The sequence below is a fragment of the Citrobacter portucalensis genome (genome assembly GCF_023374935.1).
In the GTDB taxonomy this organism is placed as follows: domain Bacteria; phylum Pseudomonadota; class Gammaproteobacteria; order Enterobacterales; family Enterobacteriaceae; genus Citrobacter; species Citrobacter portucalensis.
In genome coordinates this window covers 3518532-3538117 of the sequence record NZ_CP092466.1, presented here as the reverse complement: position 1 = coordinate 3538117, position 19586 = coordinate 3518532, and the positions used below count along the sequence as shown (strand labels likewise).

Below are 19586 nucleotides of genomic sequence, written 5' to 3'. Positions count from 1 at the left end.
ACTTGTATTCAGCTAAACACTGCACTGGATTAAGATGAAAACGATTGAAGTTGATGATGAACTCTATAGCTATATTGCCAGCCACACCAAGCATATTGGCGAGAGCGCATCCGACATTTTACGGCGTATGTTGAAATTTTCCGCCGCATCACAGCCTGTCACTCCGGTAGTCAAAGAAGTCCGCGCTGTGCAACCTGTCGTGGAAGCTAAGCCGGTTAACCCCGTAAAAGATAAAGTGCGCGCGATGCGTGAACTGCTGCTGTCCGACGAATACGCGGAACAGAAGAAAGCAGTAAATCGCTTTATGCTGGTGCTGTCTACACTCTATTCACTGGATCAAAACGCGTTCGCCGAAGCAACGGAATCGTTGCATGGCCGTACGCGCGTTTATTTTGCAGCGGATGAACAGACGCTGCTGAAAAATGGTAATCAAACCAAACCGAAACACGTGCCAGGCACGCCGTACTGGGTGATCACCAACACCAATACCGGCCGTAAATGCAGCATGGTTGAACACATCATGCAGTCAATGCAATTCCCTGCGGAATTGATTGAAAAGGTTTGCGGAACAATTTAATCCTTGCATTAGAAGGACCAGGCAATGGCAATCCACAACCGTGCAGGTCAACCTGCGCAACAGAGTGATTTGATTAACGTCGCCCAACTGACGGCACAGTACTATGTACTGAAACCAACAGCAGGGAACGCTGAGCACGCCGTTAAGTTCGGTACGTCCGGACATCGTGGCAGTGCAGGTCGTCATAGTTTTAACGAGCCGCATATTCTGGCTATCGCTCAGGCGATTGCTGAAGAACGTGCGAAAAACGGGATTACTGGCCCGTGCTATGTGGGCAAGGATACCCACGCGCTGTCTGAACCGGCTTTTATCTCTGTACTGGAAGTGCTGGCGGCGAACGGCGTTGACGTCATCGTGCAGGAAAATAACGGCTTTACGCCAACCCCTGCTGTGTCGAATGCTATCCTGGTCCACAACAAAAAAGGCGGCCCGCTGGCTGACGGCATTGTGATCACGCCGTCCCACAACCCGCCGGAAGATGGCGGCATTAAATATAACCCGCCAAACGGTGGTCCGGCAGATACCAACGTCACCAAAGTGGTGGAAGACAGAGCCAACGCGCTGCTGGCTGACGGTCTGCAAGGCGTGAAGCGCATGTCGCTGGATGCTGCGCTGGCATCTGGTCATGTAACAGAGCAGGATCTGGTTCAGCCGTTTGTTGAAGGACTGGCTGACATCGTCGACATGGCAGCGATCCAAAAAGCGGGTCTGACACTGGGTGTCGATCCGCTGGGCGGTTCCGGTATCGAATACTGGAAGCGTATTGCTAAGCACTACAACCTGAACCTGACTATCGTTAACGATCACGTTGATCAGACTTTCCGTTTCATGCATCTCGACAAAGATGGCGCAATCCGCATGGACTGCTCCTCCGAGTGCGCGATGGCGGGCCTGCTGGCGCTGCGCGACAAGTTCGATCTGGCCTTTGCCAACGACCCAGACTACGACCGTCACGGTATCGTCACCCCGGCAGGGCTGATGAATCCGAACCACTATCTGGCGGTGGCGATCAACTACCTGTTCCAGCATCGTCCGCAGTGGGGCAAAGATGTTGCCGTTGGTAAGACGCTGGTGTCCTCGGCAATGATTGACCGCGTGGTGAATGATTTGGGGCGTAAACTGGTCGAAGTGCCGGTTGGCTTTAAATGGTTTGTTGACGGTCTGTTCGACGGCAGCTTTGGCTTTGGTGGTGAAGAGAGCGCGGGGGCATCTTTCCTGCGTTTCGACGGTACACCGTGGTCGACCGACAAAGACGGCATCATCATGTGCCTGTTGGCGGCAGAAATTACCGCAGTGACCGGTAAGAATCCGCAGGAGCACTACAATGCACTGGCTGCCCGCTTTGGTGCGCCGAGCTACAACCGCCTGCAGGCAAGTGCGACCTCCGCACAGAAAGCGGCGCTGTCTAAGCTGTCTCCGGAAATGGTGAGTGCCAGCACGCTGGCGGGCGACCCGATCACCGCTCGTCTGACGGCGGCACCGGGCAACGGTGCTTCTATCGGCGGTCTGAAAGTGATGACTGACAACGGCTGGTTTGCCGCTCGTCCGTCCGGCACCGAAGACGCTTATAAAATCTACTGCGAGAGCTTCCTCGGTGAAGAACACCGCAAGCAGATCGAAAAAGAAGCGGTTGAGATCGTCAGCGAAGTGCTGAAGAACGCGTAAACCGTAGGCCGGATAAGACGCTAGCGTCGCTATCCGGCATGAATTAAAAAGCCGGATAGCTTTGCGCTGATCCGGCTTTTTTTATTCGGCTTAGATTCACGGCATAAACCGATAACCAATCCCGGTTTCGGTCAGAAAATGACGCGGACGCGCCGGGTCCTGTTCCAGCTTCTGGCGCAGGTGTCCCATGTAAATTCGCAGATAGTGACTGTGTTCGACGGCATTCGGTCCCCAAACCTGATTTAACAGCTGGCGTTGCGTTAGTACCTTTCCGGCATTATTCAGCAGTACCGCTAACAGGCGAAACTCAATCGGCGTCAGATGAATCTCTTCATCACCACGATGTACGAGCCGGGCGGCGATATCTACTTTTACGTTGGAAAAATGCACCACCGGCTCGGGAGACGCGCCGCTGGCGTGGCGGCGCAATGCCACGCGTAATCGCGCCTGTAGCTCGCCAATACCAAAGGGTTTACTGAGATAGTCATCGGCACCGGCATCCAGGGCAGCGATTTTATCGCTTTCTTCGCTGCGGGCTGAGAGCACAATTACCGGTATCGCGCTCCATTGTCGCAGGTCACGAATAAAATCAATGCCGTCACCGTCCGGCAGACCGAGATCGAGAATGATGAGATCGGGTTTTCGCGTGGCGGCTTCCAGCAGACCACGTTGCAGCGTTTCCGCTTCATATACACGCAGACCATCGGCTTCCAGCGCGGTGCGCAGAAAGCGACGGATAGCCTGCTCATCTTCAACAATCAGTACGTTCGTCACATATCCTCATGAAAATCTTCAAGTTCAGGGGGGATTTCCTGGGGCAGTGTAACACGGAAACATGCTCCCCCCTGTGCGCGATTGTGGACGGAAATCGTACCGCCGTGCACGTCCACAATGGCCTGACAGATTGCCAGCCCCAGCCCAACGCCCGGTACCGATGACTCTTTGTTTCCCCGGGAAAACTTGTCAAAAACTCGCTGCTCCATACCCGATGGAATGCCGGGGCCATTATCCCAGACGTCCAGTTGCAGGTGTTCGCCATCGACGCTGGCATCAATACCGATTTGCGCCGCTGGACCTGCGTATTTAACGGCGTTTTCCAGCAGATTAATCAGCACCCGTTCAAAGAGTGGGCCATCGACGTGGATCAGCGTTAACGGTGCTGGTAGCGACAAATTAATAGGAGCAGAGAGTCCTGGCTCCAGCATCTGCAGGGCGCTGCCGACCACCTCTTCCAGTGTTAACCACTCCTTCTTAAGATTAAAGCCGCCAGACTGAATTCGCGCCATATCCAGCAGGTTATTAACCAGTCGGGTGGTATTCAGGACGTGCTGGCGAATCTCGCTGGCCTGGCGCGCATGCGGCGATCCTTCGCTGGCCAGATCCAGCGTTAAGATCTCTGCCTGACCGAACAGCACCGTTAGCGGTGTACGTAAATCGTGGGAAAGGGCGGCGAGCAGCGCGTTGCGAATGCTTTCACGCTCGCTGGCAAACCGGGCTTGCTCTTCGCTGGCAGTCAGCGTCAGACGCTCCAGCGCACTGGCGACCAGTAAAGTGAAAGTTTCCAGCAGGCGTTGCTGTTCGGGGATCATCAGCTGGCGTAAATTTCCCGGTTCCACAACCAGCAGCCCATGCGTTTTGTCGGCACTTTTTAACGGTAAAATTTGATACGGCACACCTGGCAAAGTGTCAGTACCCGCGCCTGCCGGTTGCCCTTTATCAAAGCTCCATTGGGCAATGGCATCATCCCACGGCGTCATGCCCTGTTGATGGGTGAGAGGGGCCAGCTTACCGTTCTCACCGGGCAGTAAAACCTGGCTGCGGGCCTGGAACGTTGAGGCAATAAACTGTTCGCTGGTGGCTGCGATATCTTGCTGACTCCGTCCGACGGCCAGCGCTTTCGACATCTCATACAAATGGCGCGTACGTTGTTCACGATAACGGGCCACCCGCGCCTGATAACGCACTCCGGCGGTCAGATTACCGATTACCAGCCCTACCGTTAGCATCACGGCGAAGGTGAGCAGGTACTGGACGTCGGAAACGGCCAGCGTGCCACGCGGAGCAATAAAGAAGAGATCGAAGCTGGCGACGTTAATAAAAGTTGCCAGCACCGACGGCCAGCGTCCGTAAAAGAGGGCGATAACCACCACGCCCAATAAATAGATCATCACCAGGTTGGCGGCGTCAAAGGCCATCAACCACTGCATGGCAATCAACGTAATGATGGCGCACAGCGCGACGGCAACCACACAACCCTGAATTTGTACCCGCCATTTATCCTTAAAGGTGCGGTTATCTGCAGTTTGTAGCACAGGGCGCGAAGGTGGCTCATCGAGCGCAACAATCATCAGGTCGAGATCCGGTGCGCGATGGGCCAGTTTGTCAGCAAAAGAATCACTGCGCCACCAGCGTCGCGTAGTCGGACGTCCTAGGACAATTTTTCCCAGATTATGCTCACGGGCGTAGCGGATTACCGCCTTGTCTTCAGCGGGATCGGAAAGGGTGGCGGTTTCTGCACCCAGCTCCTGGGCTAACCGCAGAGCGCTTAGGATTGCCCGGCGCTGTTTTTCGGGCAGTCGGTGCAGCGCTGGCGTTTCGACATACACTGCATGCCAGACGCTGCCGAGGCGCGCTGCCAGACGCGCGGCAGCACGCACCAGCTTTTCGCTGCCGGTATTGTGTCCAATGCACAGTAAAATGGCGTCACGGGTATGCCAGACTTTTTCTTCCCCCGGACGCCCTCGCCAGGCACGCATCTGATCGTCAACCCGATCGGCCGTGCGGCGCAGGGCCAGCTCACGTAGCGCGATCAAGTTCCCTTTGCGAAAGAAATGCTCGATGGCTCTTTCCGCCTGACCGGCGATATAGACCTTGCCTTCGTTCAGGCGTTGGCGCAAATCGTCGGGGGGAAGATCGACCAGCACCACATCGTCGGCGGCATCGAAAAAAGGATCGGGGACGGTTTCGCGAACCTGAATGCCTGTGACGCCGCTGACCACATCATTGAGGCTTTCCAGATGCTGCACGTTGACGGTAGTAAAAACGTCAATACCGGCTTCGAGCAGTTCTTCAATATCTTGCCAACGCTTAGGGTGGCGTGAGCCAGGCGCATTACTGTGCGCCAGTTCATCCATCAAAATGAGCGCCGGACGGCGGGCCAGCGCCGCGTCGAGATCGAACTCGCTGATATGACGACCATGGCGCGCCTGTCGCTTTAGCGGCAGGATGCTGAGACCGTCCAGCAGCGCGGCGGTCTCTTTGCGTCCGTGGGTTTCCACCACGCCAATCAGCACATCTAACCCCTGCGCCCGCAGCCGCTGGGCCTCTGCCAGCATGGCCCAGGTTTTACCGACGCCTGCACACGCGCCGAAGAAAATTTTCAGTTTTCCGCGGTGCGGGGCAGCGGTCTGCTCCAGCAGGCGATCGGGATCGGGGCGTAAGGGTTCGTTATGCATGTCCTTTTTCTCAGTGCTTATCCAGCGCTAAATTAAGTTCTACCAGGTTCACCACCGGCTGGCCGATAAAACTGACCAACGGCTTTTGCGTGTATTGTGCAACCAGGCGCGTGACTTCTTCAACGCTGAGGTTGCGAGCCTGCGCCACGCGGGGGATTTGCCAGGCCACCGCGGCGGGTGTCAGGTTGTTGTCCAGCCCGCTGGCAGAAGCCGTTACCAGCTCTACCGGAACGGCAGGATTTGCCTGCGGGTTGGCGGCACGCAGCGCGGCTATCCGGCTTTGCAGCTGTTTATCCAGTTCCGGGTTGCTGGCTGCCAGATTGCTGCCGCCTGAAGCCATTGGATTATAGGGCATTTCTGCTGTAGCAGACGGGCGTCCCTGAAAATAACCGGCCGCGGTAAAATGTTGCCCAATGAGCGCAGAGCCGCGAACGACCTGACCTTCACGCAGAAGCGAGCCGTTAGCCTGGTGGGGAAACCACCACTGCCCCAACGCGGTGGTCAACAACGGGTAAGCCCCGCCGGTGATAAGCATCAGGAAAATCAATGTTGATAATGCAGGACGTAATCCACTCATCTGAAACCTCACACCAGACCCAGCAGGGTCAGCAGTAAATCAATTGCTTTGATACCGATAAACGGCACAACCAGACCACCCAGACCATAGATCCACAAATTACGGCGCAGCATTGCGGATGCGGATAACGGTTTGTAGCTCACGCCTTTAAGCGCCAGCGGGATCAGAAAAACGATAACCAGCGCATTAAAGATAACCGCGCTGAGGATCGCCGAGTCCGGCGAATGCAGACCCATCACGTTAAGCGCATTGAGCTGCGGGTAGGTGGCGGCAAACGCGGCCGGGATAATGGCGAAATACTTCGCCACGTCGTTGGCGATACTGAAGGTGGTCAGCGAACCACGCGTCATCAGCATCTGTTTACCAATGTGCACCACTTCAATCAGCTTGGTGGGGTTAGAGTCGAGATCCACCATGTTGCCCGCTTCCTTCGCCGCCTGGGTCCCGGAGTTCATGGCGACCGCCACGTCGGCTTGCGCCAGCGCCGGGGCGTCATTGGTTCCGTCGCCGGTCATCGCCACCAGACGACCTTCCGCCTGATACTGACGAATCAGCGCCAGCTTGGCTTCCGGCGTGGCTTCAGCTAAGAAGTCATCTACCCCGGCTTCTGCCGCAATCGCGGCGGCGGTTAAACGGTTATCGCCGGTGATCATCACCGTTTTGATGCCCATTTTGCGTAGTTGGGCAAAACGTTCTTTGATTCCGCCTTTTACGATATCTTTCAGGGCAATCACGCCCAGTACGTGGGAGCCTTCGGCAACCACCAGCGGTGTAGCGCCTAGGCGTGCGACGTTTTCGACCTTCTGCTCCACGTCGGCAGGGAAGTGGCCGCCGTTGGCTTCGACGTGACGACGAATAGCATCGACCGACCCTTTGCGGATCATGCGGTTGTCGATGTTGATCCCGCTCATCCGACTTTGGGCGGTAAACGGTACAAAGGTGGCGTGTAGCGATTGCACGTCGCGAATACGCAGATTAAAGCGCTGTTTTGCCAGAATCACGATACTGCGGCCTTCAGGGGTTTCATCGGCCAGAGATGAAAGCTGCGCGGCGTCGGCCAGCGTTTTTTCGTCTACGCCCTGGGCGGGCAGGAAATCTGAAGCCTGGCGGTTACCCAGCGTAATGGTGCCGGTTTTGTCCAGCAGCAGTACGTCCACGTCACCTGCAGCTTCTACTGCACGTCCGCTGGTGGCGATGACGTTCGCGCCCAGCATGCGGCTCATCCCGGCGACGCCAATTGCGGAGAGTAGCCCGCCGATGGTGGTGGGGATCAGACACACCAGCAGGGCAACCAGTACCGTGACGCTAACCGCGCTACCACCCCAGGCGGAAAATGGCCACAGCGTAGCGGTCGCCAGCAGAAAAACGATGGTCAGGGCTATCAACAGGATCGTCAGGGCGATTTCATTCGGCGTTTTACGCCGCTGCGCGCCTTCAACCATGGCGATCATCCGGTCGAGGAACGTTTCACCAGGGTTCACGCTACATTCGATCACCAGCCAGTCGGAGAGGATGCGGGTCCCGCCGGTGACGGAGGCGAAATCACCACCGGATTCACGAATGACCGGCGCGGATTCACCGGTAATGGCGCTTTCATCTACCGATGCGCCACCTTCGATGACCTCGCCGTCACACGGGATAATATCGCCCGCTTCTACTAACACGATATCTCCTTTGCGCAAATCCTCCGCCGGAACGTGATCCATGGCGGCACCGTATTTCGGTTCGCGGAGTTTGCGAGCAAAAGCGGTTTTTTTCACTCCTTTCAGACTGTTAGCCTGAGCCTTACTGCGTCCTTCCGCCAGCGCTTCGGCAAAGTTGGCGAACAGAACGGTGACCCACAGCCACAGACTTATCGCGCCGGTAAACCACGGATTGCCTTGCATATGGCCTGTGGCCATTGCCAACGTTAACAGGGTTGTCAGCAGACTGCCCAGCCAGACGATAAACATCACCGGATTGCGCCACTGGGTATGTGGGCTTAATTTTTTCACGGCGTCCATCAGCGCCTGTGCGACCAGAGAGGGTTCGAACAGCGCCAGTTGCTTGCGACTCATAGTCATGTGCTCCGCATCACTCAGTGTAATGACAGGTATTCTGCGACCGGGCCAAGCGCCAGGGCAGGAACAAAGGTGAGGGCGCCAACCAGTAACACCGTACCGATTAACAACCCGACAAACAGTGCACCGTGGGTAGGCAGCGTGCCTGGACTTGCTGGCTGGATCTTTTTACTGACCAGCGATCCGGCAATTGCCATCACGGGGATGATCACGCCGAAACGGCCGAAGAACATGCACAGGGCCAGCAGACAGTTCCAGTACGGGCTGTTGGCGCTTAATCCGGCGAAGGCGCTGCCGTTGTTGTTCGCGGCAGACGATACGGCGTACAACACCTCACTAAAGCCATGTGGACCAGGATTGAGCATGGCGCTGCGTCCGGCATCGCTCATCATCGCTATCGCCGTACCGAGCAGGACCAGCGCAGGGGTGACCAGAATCGCCAGCGCGGTCATTTTCATTTCACGCACGTCTATTTTCTTACCCAGATATTCCGGCGTGCGACCAATCATCAGGCCCGCGATAAACACCGCCAACAACACGAACAGCAGCATGCCGTACAGGCCCGAACCGACACCACCGAAGACCACTTCGCCAATCTGCATTAGCCACATCGGCACCATCCCGCCCAGCGCGGTGAAGGAGTCATGCATCGCATCGACAGCGCCGCAAGATGCCGCTGTCGTCACGATGGAAAAAAGACTCGTAGCCAGCACGCCAAAGCGGCTTTCTTTGCCTTCCATGTTGATATTACTGTCTGCACCGAATGCCATCAGGTGTGGGTTGCCTTGAACTTCGGCCCACATCACCACGGCTACGCAGACTACAAATATCAGCGACATGGCCCACAGCAGGGTCCGCCCCTGGCGACGATCGCCAACCACATCACCAAAGGCAAAACACAGCGCGGTAGGAATTAAGAAAATGGCCAGCATCTGTACCAGATTGGTCAACGCGGTAGGGTTTTCAAACGGATGTGATGAGTTAGCGTTAAAGAAACCGCCCCCGTTAGTGCCAAGCATCTTAATCGCTTCCTGTGAGGCGACGGGCCCCATCGGCAGCAGCTGTTTCACCCCTTCAAGGGTAGTCATGGGCTGATAGGGCAACACGTTTTGCAGCACACCTTGCTGAATGAAGAACAACGCAATGAGCAATGCAATGGGGAGCAGGATCCACAATGTAATGCGAACCAGATCGACCCAGGCATTGCCCAGCGTGTTCATGCTCTGGCGAGTAAAGGCACGGGCCAGGGCAAAAATCACCGCAATCCCGGTTGCCGCTGACAGGAAGTTCTGCACGGTCAGCCCGACCATTTGGCTGAAGTAGCTTAAGGTGGTTTCGCCAGCATAGGATTGCCAGTTGGTATTAGTGACAAAACTCACCGCTGTGTTGAGCGCTAAATCCCACGAAAGCCCAGGTAGCTGTTGCGGATTTAGCGGCAGCAGGTTTTGCGCCATCAGCATTGAAAACAGGACCAGCAAACCCAGCACATTGAGCACGAGGATCGCCAACAGATACTGCCGCCAGTTCATCTCCTGCTGCGAGATGCCCAGACCGCGCCAGAGCAGATGTTCCACGCCAGCCAGACCCGGCAGGGACGTATTATTGATCAGCCGAGCCAAGCCAAAACCCAGCGGTCTGGCGATGATAAACAGTACCAGCAAGAAACTGGCAATGAGTAAAAATCCTTGGGCCGCCATCAGAACGCCTCCGCATTAATCAGGGCATACACCAGATAACCTAATAATAAAAAGACCAGCACAATGCCGGTTATCACGCCTGCACTCACGGTGCACCTCCAGTGGCATAAATGTGATAACCAGAGCGTAGATTTTTGCTTGCAAAGATTTCGCAAAAATCAGTGGGAGGGGTGTAAAAAAAGTATAAAAATGGCAAAGACCATTATTTAACTAATGATTAGTATTAATTTAACTTTTATGTAACTTAATTACGGTTTTTAGCTAAACGGAGCATCAATAGATAAAAATAAGTGGTCGGATGAGTAGCAAAATTACACACAAGGCGGTATTATTTTCATCAGTTAACCAAGTTTATTTTTCCGGTGCGATTCACCGAACAGATATATGGGAGAGGATTATGGACTTTTATAAAGAATATCCAGCACACATTGTTTTCTTGCGCCGTACCTTTGCCGTTGTGGCGGGCGTGCTGGCGCTGCCGGTCATGTTGTTCTGGAAAGACCGCGCCCGTTTTTACAGCTATCTGCACCGCGTCTGGTCCAAAACCAGTGATAAACCGGTGTGGATGGAGCAGGCTGAAAAAGCCACCTGCGACTTCTATTAAGTTGTCGTTATTGTTCAAGAAAACCGCCAACAGCAATGTGGCGGTTTTTTTATACGCCGACGTCTACACTTATCTGAGTAACGGATAAGGAGTGGCGATGAGCACGAGAATTCCTGTTGGTATCCGCACCTGTCTGACCACAGAAGCGAGTGAGGCACCTCAGTTCGACGAAAATACATTAATACGTGTTTACGCTTTGCATGAATTGCACCGCCTGCGTCAGCGAAAATTAACGCGGGGCGCATTAATTGACTATCATACCCGCTACAAACTGGTACTACTGGCGCATTCCCAGCCAGAGTATCGGGAGCTTGGCCCCTTCGTTGCCGCAATCCATGAATGGCAAGATCTCGATGCTTTTTTTACCGAGTATCGCCTACGATTGATCCATCTGTTATTAAATCCTGCTACCCGGCGTAACCATACCAATGTATTGATGCACGTACAGGGCTATTTCCGTAATCAGCTCGATCTGCGTCAACGTCAGGAATTGACCTCGATAATCGATAACTATCGACGCGAGGCGCAGCCGCTACTTGCACCCTTAATGCTCCTCAAACACTATATGGCTGAGCACCCGAACACCTGGTTGTCCGGGCAACGTTATTTTGAACTCTGGCCTGCGATTTGGCGTTTACAGGGCAATGATTAATTTTTATCAGGGAGTTTTATGACCACGCATCTGGTCTGGTTTCGGCGTGATTTACGTCTGCATGACAATCTCGCGCTGGCGGCGGCTTGTCGGAATCGTTCTGCACATGTACTCGCGCTCTATATCTCCACGCCTGAACAGTGGAAGGCGCATGATATGGCCCCACGTCAGGCGGCATTGGTTAATGCGCAGCTGAACGCGTTGCAAACGGCGCTGGCAGAAAAGGGCATCCCGCTTCTGTTTCATGAAGTTGCTGATTTTGCGACCAGTGTGGAAACCGTCAAAAACGTCTGCGTACAGCATGGCGTCAGTCGAATATTTTATAACTATCAATATGAAATAAACGAACGCCAGCGTGATGCTGCCGTCGAAAAGTCATTACCTCAGGTGGTGTGCGAAGGGTTTGACGACAGCGTGATCCTGCCTCCGGGGGCGGTCATGACCGGTAATCACGAGATGTATAAAGTCTTTACGCCGTTTAAAAATGCCTGGCTGAAGCGGATAAAAGACGGGATCCCGGAATGTGTCAGTGCGCCGAAGGTGAGAGAAAGCGGTGCTCTTGACTCTCCATTAACATCCATCGCGCTGAGCTACCCGCAGCAGGATTTTGATACGCAGCAATTTCCGGCAGAAGAAAAATTGGCCATCGCGCAGTTACGCCATTTTTGCCAGCAGGCCGCCGGAGAATATGAACAACTGCGTGACTTTCCGGCGATTGACGGGACCAGTCGATTATCCGCGAGCCTGGCGACAGGTGGACTATCACCGCGCCAGTGCCTGAATCGACTGCTCGTGGAGCAGCCGCAGGCGCTTGAGGATGGGGCAGGCAGCGTTTGGTTGAATGAGCTTATTTGGCGCGAGTTTTATCGCCACTTGATGACTTACCATCCGGCGCTATGTCGGTATCAACCTTTTATTCGCTGGACCGAACGCGTGCAATGGCAGAATAATCCGACGCATTTCCAGGCCTGGAAAACAGGGAATACAGGCTACCCCATTGTGGATGCGGCCATGCGTCAGCTCAACGCCACGGGCTGGATGCATAATCGTTTACGCATGATTACCGCCAGTTTTTTAGTGAAAGACCTGCTGATCGACTGGCGTAAAGGCGAACAATATTTCATGTCGCAACTGATCGATGGCGACCTGGCGGCCAATAACGGCGGCTGGCAGTGGGCAGCCTCAACCGGAACCGACGCCGCACCGTATTTCCGTATCTTTAACCCCACGACTCAGGGCGAAAAATTTGATCGTGGCGGTGAGTTTATCCGCCAGTGGCTGCCGGAACTGCGTGACGTGCCGGGGAAAGCTATTCATGAACCGTGGTCATGGGCTGAAAAAGCGCAGGTGACGCTTAACTATCCTCGTCAGATTGTCGATCATAAACAGGCAAGGCTGGCGACGCTGGCGGCATATGAGGCGGCGCGTAAGGGATAAGCGCGCAGCGGATTTCTGCGTAAGACCTTCCAGTAGAATGAATATGTTGCAGTGGTGGGGCATTTAGCGCTGAAGCGTGTACGCAAGGCTGCTAATGCCTTGATGAAGGTGTTTTCCGCCAGCAGTAAAGTGCCGTCATCTTCAACCAGAAACAGCTTTCTGGTTACAGGTCTTTCTGAAGAGGAGTTGACTGCCAGCCATGCGTAATTCCTGAAAAAAAGCCCGAATCAGATTACATCATCGGGCCCTACACTCAGGATTCTACCGCCAGCGGACGGTTTCTGAACTTAAGCGACTGGTACAGCCAAATCAGCAGCACCAGCACCACACAGGCCAGCGCGCCCCAGGTAATTTCACTAAAGACATCAATATAGGCATTGATGGAGTAGTTGATAGCGCCGGCAGCATCAAACGAGCCTTGTGAGGTCTGATCGGCGATAACACCTGCCAGGTAATTGGCGATGGCTCCGGAAAGCAGCATATAAATGCCGGTTAATACGCCGGTAACACCAGGGATCTCAATACGTGTAATTTGTGACATTGCCACCGGATCGATAAACAGTTCGGCAAAGCCCATGACCGCCAACCCAAGTACCATCAGCGGCATGGAAGAGTGGCCGTAAGCTGCGGACCAGCGAGCGCTCAAGGTTAGAATACAGAACCCAGCGCTCATTAAGCCGAGGCCAAGGGCAAATTTACCCCAGATACGTACGGTACGATTGCCACTCACGCTCTCTTTGACTACCCATGCCAGCACGATACCGCACAGCATCACGGCAAAAGCGTTAACCGACTGGAACATCGCTGTAGGGACGGAATATCCCATGATATCGCGGTTAACGAAGCGGTCGATATACAGGCTAATCGAGCTGCCGCCCTGTTGAGCAAAGGCCCAGAACAACAGGCTGAAGAAGGTCAGGGTGACGATAAGCCCCAGTTCTTTGCGCTGTTTCTGCGTCTGTGCCTGGCGGTAAATCTTTGTCAGAACCGCCAGACCAATAATGGTGGCAACAATCAGTGCGTAAACGGACCACTCTTTCCAGAACAGCACGGTAATCAGCAGCGGTGCGGCAACCAACAAAACTAACAGCCAGGCCCAGTTTGGCAGAATAAAGGTTTTAGCACACAGAACGGCCTTGTTGACGCCGGTGGTGTGGGCGAAATGGCGATTACCACATAAGAATATCACCAGCCCTGCCAGCATGCCGATGGCAGCCAGCGCAAAGCCCATCGCCCAGCTGTATTCTTCCTGCACGTAGCCACAGGCAATAGGGGCAATAATCGAACCGATGTTACCAGCAGCGTAAAGCAGAGAGAATCCACCGTCGCGACGCGGGTCTTCAGGTTGATACAACTCGCCCAACAGGCAACTGATATTTGATTTAAACAGACCGTAGCCGCAGACAATTATCGCCAGCGACAAATAGAGGAACGCCGGGGCCATTTCGCTGGCACCCAATACCAGATGTCCTACCGCCATTAAAAATGCGCCGATCATCACCGCCATTCGATTGCCGAGCACTTTATCGGCCAGGTATCCCCCGAGAATAGGGGTGACATAGACCAGCGAGCAGTAGGCGCTGAACAGTTCATATGCGTGATTATCGTCGTACTTAAGCTGGTTAGTGAGATACAGGATCAGCAGCGCACGCATGCCGTAAAAACTGAAGTATTCCCAGATTTGTAGCGCGACAACGTAGTATATCGCCCGTGGTTGAGATGCTTGTTTATTCATTATTTTCTCGAAGTAAATGCCTCGCGACTGGCTGAACGTGCTGCGCGAGTGTGTTTCCTTAAAGTTGTAACTTTGATACAGATCTGATTATTTTTGCAATATGCTGTCTGATTGCATAAATATACATGAATTAGATCGCGTAGTGGTAAGCAAATCACGTTCAAAGCGGGTGTGATTGTTTCTTTATGTGTCAGTGAAATGGCTATCGACGAACGCAGGCGGGGACGCTATTTTAACCTAAGCTGTGTTGCTGATTGGGCAGGCAGAAATGATGACTACGAGGACGATGATGAAAAACACCGAACTGGAACAACTGATCAACGACAAACTAAACAGCGCCGCCATTAGCGATTATGCGCCGAATGGTTTGCAGGTTGAGGGCAAAGAGACGGTGCATAAAATCGTGACCGGTGTGACTGCAAGCCAGGCATTGCTGGACGAGGCGGTACGCCAGCAAGCGGATGCGGTTATTGTTCACCACGGCTATTTCTGGAAAGGCGAATCTCCGGTTATTCGCGGCATGAAGCGCAATCGTCTGAAAACGCTGTTAGAAAATGATATCAACCTGTATGGCTGGCACTTGCCGCTGGATGCACATCCGGAATTGGGGAATAACGCGCAGTTGGCCGCGCTGTTGGGAATCACCGTTATGGGGGAAATTGAACCGCTGGTGCCATGGGGAGAACTCTCCATGCCTGTTCCGGGGCTGGAGCTGGCATCGTGGATTGAAGCGCGTTTAGGTCGTAAACCGTTATGGTGCGGTGATACCGGGCCGGAGAAAGTTCAGCGCGTTGCCTGGTGTACCGGGGGCGGTCAAAGTTTTATTGATAGCGCAGCCCGATTTGGTGTCGACGCCTTTATTACCGGTGAAGTCTCTGAGCAAACCATTCACTCAGCCCGCGAGCAGGGGCTGCATTTTTATGCTGCCGGTCACCATGCGACCGAACGCGGCGGCATTCGCGCATTAAGCGAATGGCTGAATGAAAATACCGATCTGGACGTAACCTTTATCGATATACCTAATCCAGCGTAATAAAGAGGGATGAAAGTGCAGCGAGCGCGTTGTTATCTGTTAGGTGAAACGGCGGTGGTTCTCGAACTGGAGCCCCCCATCACGCTGGCGACTCAGAAACGCATCTGGCGTCTGGCTCAGCGTTTAGTTGACGCCCCGAATGTGCTTGAAGCTATTCCGGGAATGAACAATATCACGGTTACTCTACGCGACCCGCAAACGCTGGCGCTGGATGCGATTGAACGCCTGCAGCGCTGGTGGGAAGAGAGCGAAGCACTGGAGCCGGATTCACGTTTTATTGAAATACCTGTGACCTATGGTGGTGAGTTTGGCCCTGATCTGGCAGAGGTCGCCCGACACAGTGGATTAAGCGACAAGCAGGTCGTCGAACTTCATGCGTCAGTTGACTATGTGGTGTGGTTTATCGGTTTTCAGCCGGGATTTCCCTATCTCGGGAGCTTACCTGAACAGCTGCATACCCCCAGACGTGCGGAACCGCGTTTGCTTGTTCCGGCAGGTTCTGTCGGTATCGGTGGATCTCAAACGGGGATCTACCCGCTTGCCACACCCGGTGGATGGCAATTGATTGGGCGTACCTCCGTTTCGTTATTTGATCCAAAACGGGAGGAGCCGATTCTGTTACGGGCTGGCGATACCGTGCGTTTTGTCCCGCAGAAGGAGGGGATATGTTAAACATCATCCGCGCTGGCATGTACACCTCAGTACAGGACGGGGGACGCCATAGTTTTCGTCAATCCGGAATTAGTCACTGTGGCGCGCTGGATAAACCGGCGCTGAACGTGGCTAACCTGCTGGTGGGTAATGATGCGAATGCCGCAGCGCTGGAAATCACGCTGGGGCAACTGGTGGTGGAGTTTGAAGCCGATGGCTGGTTTGCCCTGACCGGTGCCGGATGCGAAGCGCATCTGGATCGAACTCCCGTATGGAGCGGATGGCGGTTACCAGTAAAAGCCGGGCAGCGCCTGACGCTAAAACGACCTCTTCATGGTATGCGCAGTTATCTGGCTGTAGCGGGCGGTATTGATGTTCCCGAAGTGATGGGTTCGCGTAGTACAGATCTGAAAGTGGGCATTGGTGGGTTTGAAGGGCGTCTGCTGCGTGATGGCGATCGACTGGCGATTGGCGTATCGACCCGGCAATTCAGCGGGCCACAAGGTGTAAAACAACTGATGTGGGGTAATCTCATTCGTGCACTGCCCGGCCCTGAATATCAGGAGTTTGATGAGGTATCGCAGGCCTCTTTCTGGCGCTCGCCGTGGCAGCTTAGCCCACAAAGTAACCGTATGGGGTATCGTCTTCAGGGGCAGCCGCTGACGCGCACGACCGATCGCGAGCTGCTGTCGCATGGTTTGCTCCCCGGCGTGGTGCAGGTTCCGCATAATGGTCAGCCAATCGTGCTGATGAACGATGCTCAGACGACGGGTGGCTATCCGCGCATCGCCTGTATTATCGAGGCAGATATGTATCATCTGGCGCAGATCCCGCTCGGTCAGCCGATTCATTTTGTGCAGTGTTCGCTGGAGGAAGCGCTGAAGGCGCGGTACGACCAGCAGCGTTATCTGGAACAGTTAGCATGGCGACTTAACAATGAAAATTGATCTCAATGCAGACCTCGGTGAGGGATGTGCGAACGATGCAGCGTTGCTGCAATTGGTGTCATCGGCCAACATCGCCTGTGGGTTTCACGCCGGCGATGCGCAAACTATGCTCTCAAGCGTGCGTGATGCGTTAAAAAATGGTGTGGCGGTAGGTGCGCACCCCAGCTTTCCGGATCGGGAAAATTTTGGTCGTAGCGCCATGACCCTGCCTGCACAAACGGTGTATGCACAGACGCTGTATCAAATTGGCGCGCTGGCTGCCATCACGCGGGCAGAAGGCGGCGTGATGCGCCATGTCAAACCGCATGGCATGCTCTATAACCAGGCGGCGAAAGATCCTCAATTGGCTGATGCGATTGCGAAAGCGGTTCATGCCTGCGATCCGTCGCTGGTTCTGGTCGGGCTGGCGGGAAGCGAACTGATTCGCGCTGGAGAACACTATGGCTTGATAACGCGTCAGGAGGTTTTTGCCGATCGGGGTTATCAGGCCGATGGCAGTCTGGTGCCACGTAACCAGCCGGGTGCACTGATTGAGGATGAAGAGCAGGCGCTGGCGCAAACGTTAGAAATGGTGCAATCCGGCAGAGTAAAAAGCCAAAGTGGAACATGGGCAAGCGTGACCGCCCAGACGGTATGCATTCATGGGGATGGCGAGCACGCACTCGCTTTTGCCCGTCGCTTGCGTAGCGCCTTTAATGCATGCAATATTGAAATTGGTGCATAAGATTTACCATACAAAACAACAATATATTACACAACAACATATACGGGAATGAATTATGGGAGAGGTAATTTCTCTCTGGCCATTGACGGGGATCGCCGTCATCGTGGTCGGATTTCTTTTACGTTTTAATCCGGTATTGGTGGTTATTATTGCCGGGATCGTCACGGGACTGGCGGCGCATATGCCGATCGCCACCATCCTCGAGAAGCTGGGTGAAGGTTTTCTTAACACCCGCAACCTGCCGTTTATCCTGCTGATCCCGCTGGCGGTTATTGGCCTGCTGGAACGTCACGGACTCAAAGAGCGTGCTCAGGCGTGGATTGCGAAAATCCGCAGTGCCACCAGTGGCCGTCTGCTTATTGTCTATCTGTTCATTCGCGAAGCGACCGCTGCGTTAGGGTTGACCAGTCTGGGGGGGCATCCGCAGATGGTGCGCCCGCTGCTGGCGCCAATGGCGGAAGGGGCCGCCGAGAAAAATCACGGAGAGATACCCGGCGCGGTTCGCTATCGCCTGCGCGCAATGTCAGCGGCGACCGATAACGTCGGGCTGTTTTTCGGTGAAGATATCTTTGTTGCCTTCGGCGCGATCATATTCATGCACAACTTTATGCTGGAGTCTGGTGGGATCCAGACCGAACCGCTGCATATCGCCTTGTGGGGGATCCCAACGGCAATTTGTGCTTTCCTGATCCACGGCACGCGTTTGTGGCGTCTGGATAGCTATTTGCAACGTGAGGTGGCGAAAGCAAATGCCGCAGCGAAAGGGGAAGCGAAATGAATTTTCAACAAAGCTATCTCTATTGGCTGGCAGGTGCGGTATTACTGATTGTGGCGCTGATGTCCTGGCAGGACAAAGCAAACCCGCGCCGTTTCACCACAGGCCTGTTTTGGGGCATATATGGCGTACTGTTTCTGCTTGGTGACTGGACATACTCGCTGTTTGGCGATAAACGCGCAGTGCATATTGCCGTCGGCGTTGCGGTGGTCGTGCTGGCCCTGATCGCGGGTTTTGGCGGTGTGAAGCTGGGAAGCTACCATCAACGCACGCAGCAACAGCGCGAAGAAAGCGCCAGCCGCCTGGGCAACCGCCTATTTTTCCCAGCGTTGGCGATCCCGGTGGTAACGGTCATTGGCGTACTGATGTTCAACCATATTCCGGGCTTACAGGATGCGCTGTTCGGGCCGGGTAATCACGCCACTCTGGTGACGCTCTTTTCAATGACAGCGGGTTCGTTGATTGGTCTGGCGATGGCGATAAAAATGACCCATGAGCGGGTGCATCAACCGATTCAGGAGGCACGCCGTCTGCTGGACTCCATTGGCTGGGCGTTCATTTTGCCGCAGATTCTGGCTACGCTTGGGCTGCTGTTTACAGCGGCGGGTGTCGGTAGCGGCATTTCATACCTGACGCAGGAATATCTGGCGGTGGATAGTCGCTTTATCGCGGTGGCGGTGTACACCATCGGCATGGCATTGTTGACCATGGTTATGGGTAATGCGTTTGCTGCTTTCCCGATCGTGACCGCTGGGATTGGCATTCCGATCCTCGTACTGCAACACGGCGGCAACCCAGCGGTAATGGCGGCGATAGGTATGTTCTCCGGCTATTGTGGGACGCTGATGACGCCGATGGCGGCGAACTTTAATATTGTTCCTGCAGCGTTGCTGGAACTACCGGACAAAAATGCGGTGATTAAAGCGCAGGTGCCAACCGGCGTACTGCTGCTACTGGTCAACGTGTTCCTGATGTATTTCCTGATGTTCCTGTAAGG

18 protein-coding genes are annotated in these 19586 nt (G+C 54.5%); 11 read left to right on the top strand and 7 right to left on the bottom strand.

Annotation, left to right across the window (positions count from 1 at the left end; genetic code table 11):
* Positions 1-34: 34 nt before the first annotated feature.
* Both seqA and pgm read left to right on the top strand, forming a co-directional pair.
* Complete coding sequence (gene seqA, locus LY264_RS17255; protein ID WP_048214679.1) at positions 35-577, top strand: replication initiation negative regulator SeqA; 543 nt, start codon at positions 35-37, stop codon at positions 575-577.
* A gap of 24 nt (positions 578-601) precedes the next feature.
* On the top strand, positions 602-2242 hold the full coding sequence (gene pgm / locus LY264_RS17250; RefSeq protein ID WP_048226090.1) for a phosphoglucomutase (alpha-D-glucose-1,6-bisphosphate-dependent): 1641 nt from the start codon (positions 602-604) through the stop codon (positions 2240-2242).
* A gap of 96 nt (positions 2243-2338) precedes the next feature.
* Here the strand turns inward: pgm and kdpE are convergent, their stop codons facing one another.
* The 6 genes from kdpE to kdpF are packed head-to-tail and all read right to left on the bottom strand — an operon-like array spanning position 2339 to position 10120.
* Positions 2339-3016, bottom strand: coding sequence for a two-component system response regulator KdpE (kdpE, locus tag LY264_RS17245; RefSeq protein ID WP_048226088.1), 678 nt, complete (start codon positions 3014-3016; stop codon positions 2339-2341).
* Positions 3013-5697 carry a two-component system sensor histidine kinase KdpD gene (gene kdpD / locus LY264_RS17240; protein ID WP_032942706.1) on the bottom strand — a complete coding sequence of 895 codons (2685 nt, stop codon included), beginning with the start codon at positions 5695-5697 and terminating at the stop codon, positions 3013-3015. The genes kdpE and kdpD overlap by 4 nt, the downstream gene beginning before the upstream one ends.
* 10 nt (positions 5698-5707) lie before the next feature.
* A complete protein-coding gene (gene kdpC / locus LY264_RS17235; protein ID WP_048226085.1) occupies positions 5708-6274 on the bottom strand; it encodes a potassium-transporting ATPase subunit KdpC in 567 nt (188 codons plus the stop codon).
* Positions 6275-6282: 8 nt separating this feature from the next.
* Positions 6283-8331 (bottom strand): potassium-transporting ATPase subunit KdpB, encoded by a 2049-nt coding sequence (kdpB, locus tag LY264_RS17230; protein ID WP_048214675.1) that lies wholly within the window; start codon positions 8329-8331, stop codon positions 6283-6285.
* Positions 8332-8351: 20 nt separating this feature from the next.
* Entirely contained in the window at positions 8352-10031 is a 1680-nt protein-coding gene (gene kdpA, locus LY264_RS17225) for a potassium-transporting ATPase subunit KdpA (protein WP_048226084.1), read from the bottom strand.
* Positions 10031-10120 carry a K(+)-transporting ATPase subunit F gene (gene kdpF / locus LY264_RS17220; RefSeq protein WP_001670793.1) on the bottom strand — a complete coding sequence of 30 codons (90 nt, stop codon included), beginning with the start codon at positions 10118-10120 and terminating at the stop codon, positions 10031-10033. Before kdpF ends, kdpA begins: the two co-directional genes overlap by 1 nt.
* Positions 10121-10428: 308 nt before the next feature.
* Here kdpF and LY264_RS17215 point away from each other — a divergent pair, with 308 nt between their 5' ends.
* The 3 genes from LY264_RS17215 (at position 10429) to phrB (ending at position 12724) form a co-directional block, all read left to right on the top strand.
* Complete coding sequence (locus tag LY264_RS17215) at positions 10429-10635, top strand: YbfA family protein (protein WP_003022870.1); 207 nt, start codon at positions 10429-10431, stop codon at positions 10633-10635.
* Positions 10636-10732: 97 nt separating this feature from the next.
* Positions 10733-11287: a DUF1722 domain-containing protein gene (locus LY264_RS17210; RefSeq protein ID WP_100247216.1), complete on the top strand. Its 555-nt coding sequence runs from the start codon at positions 10733-10735 to the stop codon at positions 11285-11287.
* Between the two features lie 18 nt (positions 11288-11305).
* Positions 11306-12724: a deoxyribodipyrimidine photo-lyase gene (gene phrB / locus LY264_RS17205; RefSeq protein ID WP_048226082.1), complete on the top strand. Its 1419-nt coding sequence runs from the start codon at positions 11306-11308 to the stop codon at positions 12722-12724.
* A 253-nt stretch (positions 12725-12977) separates the two neighbouring features.
* On the opposite strand, the gene LY264_RS17200 is transcribed toward phrB, so the two are convergent.
* Positions 12978-14459, bottom strand: coding sequence for an MFS transporter (locus tag LY264_RS17200; protein ID WP_048226080.1), 1482 nt, complete (start codon positions 14457-14459; stop codon positions 12978-12980).
* A 289-nt stretch (positions 14460-14748) separates the two neighbouring features.
* On the opposite strand from LY264_RS17200, the gene ybgI reads away from it, so the two are divergent.
* Genes ybgI through LY264_RS17170 form a run of 6 tightly spaced genes read left to right on the top strand, consistent with a single transcriptional unit; the run spans position 14749 to position 19584 of the window.
* A complete protein-coding gene (ybgI, locus tag LY264_RS17195; RefSeq protein WP_003831390.1) occupies positions 14749-15492 on the top strand; it encodes a radiation resistance protein YbgI in 744 nt (247 codons plus the stop codon).
* Positions 15493-15507: 15 nt separating this feature from the next.
* On the top strand, positions 15508-16164 hold the full coding sequence (gene pxpB / locus LY264_RS17190) for a 5-oxoprolinase subunit PxpB (protein ID WP_003831391.1): 657 nt from the start codon (positions 15508-15510) through the stop codon (positions 16162-16164).
* Entirely contained in the window at positions 16158-17090 is a 933-nt protein-coding gene (pxpC, locus tag LY264_RS17185; protein ID WP_048214672.1) for a 5-oxoprolinase subunit PxpC, read from the top strand. The genes pxpB and pxpC overlap by 7 nt, the downstream gene beginning before the upstream one ends.
* The gene (gene pxpA / locus LY264_RS17180) at positions 17080-17814 is read left to right on the top strand and encodes a 5-oxoprolinase subunit PxpA (RefSeq protein WP_008784130.1); all 735 of its coding nucleotides are present in this window, start codon (positions 17080-17082) and stop codon (positions 17812-17814) included. Before pxpC ends, pxpA begins: the two co-directional genes overlap by 11 nt.
* Before the next feature lie 55 nt (positions 17815-17869).
* The gene (locus LY264_RS17175) at positions 17870-18592 is read left to right on the top strand and encodes a DUF969 domain-containing protein (RefSeq protein WP_003831395.1); all 723 of its coding nucleotides are present in this window, start codon (positions 17870-17872) and stop codon (positions 18590-18592) included.
* Positions 18589-19584, top strand: coding sequence for a DUF979 domain-containing protein (locus LY264_RS17170; protein WP_008784131.1), 996 nt, complete (start codon positions 18589-18591; stop codon positions 19582-19584). The genes LY264_RS17175 and LY264_RS17170 overlap by 4 nt, the downstream gene beginning before the upstream one ends.
* Positions 19585-19586: the final 2 nt, after the last annotated feature.

What these genes read in the sequence shown, in the direction of transcription:
- LY264_RS17170 (WP_008784131.1), top strand. Translation starts at nt 18,589, where the DNA reads ATGAATTTTCAACAAAGCTATCTCTATTGGCTGGCAGGTGCGGTATTA.
- kdpA (WP_048226084.1), bottom strand. Translation starts at nt 10,031, where the DNA reads ATGGCGGCCCAAGGATTTTTACTCATTGCCAGTTTCTTGCTGGTACTG.
- kdpD (WP_032942706.1), bottom strand. Translation starts at nt 5,697, where the DNA reads ATGCATAACGAACCCTTACGCCCCGATCCCGATCGCCTGCTGGAGCAG.
- LY264_RS17200 (WP_048226080.1), bottom strand. Translation starts at nt 14,459, where the DNA reads ATGAATAAACAAGCATCTCAACCACGGGCGATATACTACGTTGTCGCG.
- ybgI (WP_003831390.1), top strand. Translation starts at nt 14,749, where the DNA reads ATGAAAAACACCGAACTGGAACAACTGATCAACGACAAACTAAACAGC.
- LY264_RS17175 (WP_003831395.1), top strand. Translation starts at nt 17,870, where the DNA reads ATGGGAGAGGTAATTTCTCTCTGGCCATTGACGGGGATCGCCGTCATC.
- phrB (WP_048226082.1), top strand. Translation starts at nt 11,306, where the DNA reads ATGACCACGCATCTGGTCTGGTTTCGGCGTGATTTACGTCTGCATGAC.
- pxpC (WP_048214672.1), top strand. Translation starts at nt 16,158, where the DNA reads ATGTTAAACATCATCCGCGCTGGCATGTACACCTCAGTACAGGACGGG.
- LY264_RS17215 (WP_003022870.1), top strand. Translation starts at nt 10,429, where the DNA reads ATGGACTTTTATAAAGAATATCCAGCACACATTGTTTTCTTGCGCCGT.
- LY264_RS17210 (WP_100247216.1), top strand. Translation starts at nt 10,733, where the DNA reads ATGAGCACGAGAATTCCTGTTGGTATCCGCACCTGTCTGACCACAGAA.
- seqA (WP_048214679.1), top strand. Translation starts at nt 35, where the DNA reads ATGAAAACGATTGAAGTTGATGATGAACTCTATAGCTATATTGCCAGC.
- kdpC (WP_048226085.1), bottom strand. Translation starts at nt 6,274, where the DNA reads ATGAGTGGATTACGTCCTGCATTATCAACATTGATTTTCCTGATGCTT.
- pxpA (WP_008784130.1), top strand. Translation starts at nt 17,080, where the DNA reads ATGAAAATTGATCTCAATGCAGACCTCGGTGAGGGATGTGCGAACGAT.
- pgm (WP_048226090.1), top strand. Translation starts at nt 602, where the DNA reads ATGGCAATCCACAACCGTGCAGGTCAACCTGCGCAACAGAGTGATTTG.
- kdpB (WP_048214675.1), bottom strand. Translation starts at nt 8,331, where the DNA reads ATGAGTCGCAAGCAACTGGCGCTGTTCGAACCCTCTCTGGTCGCACAG.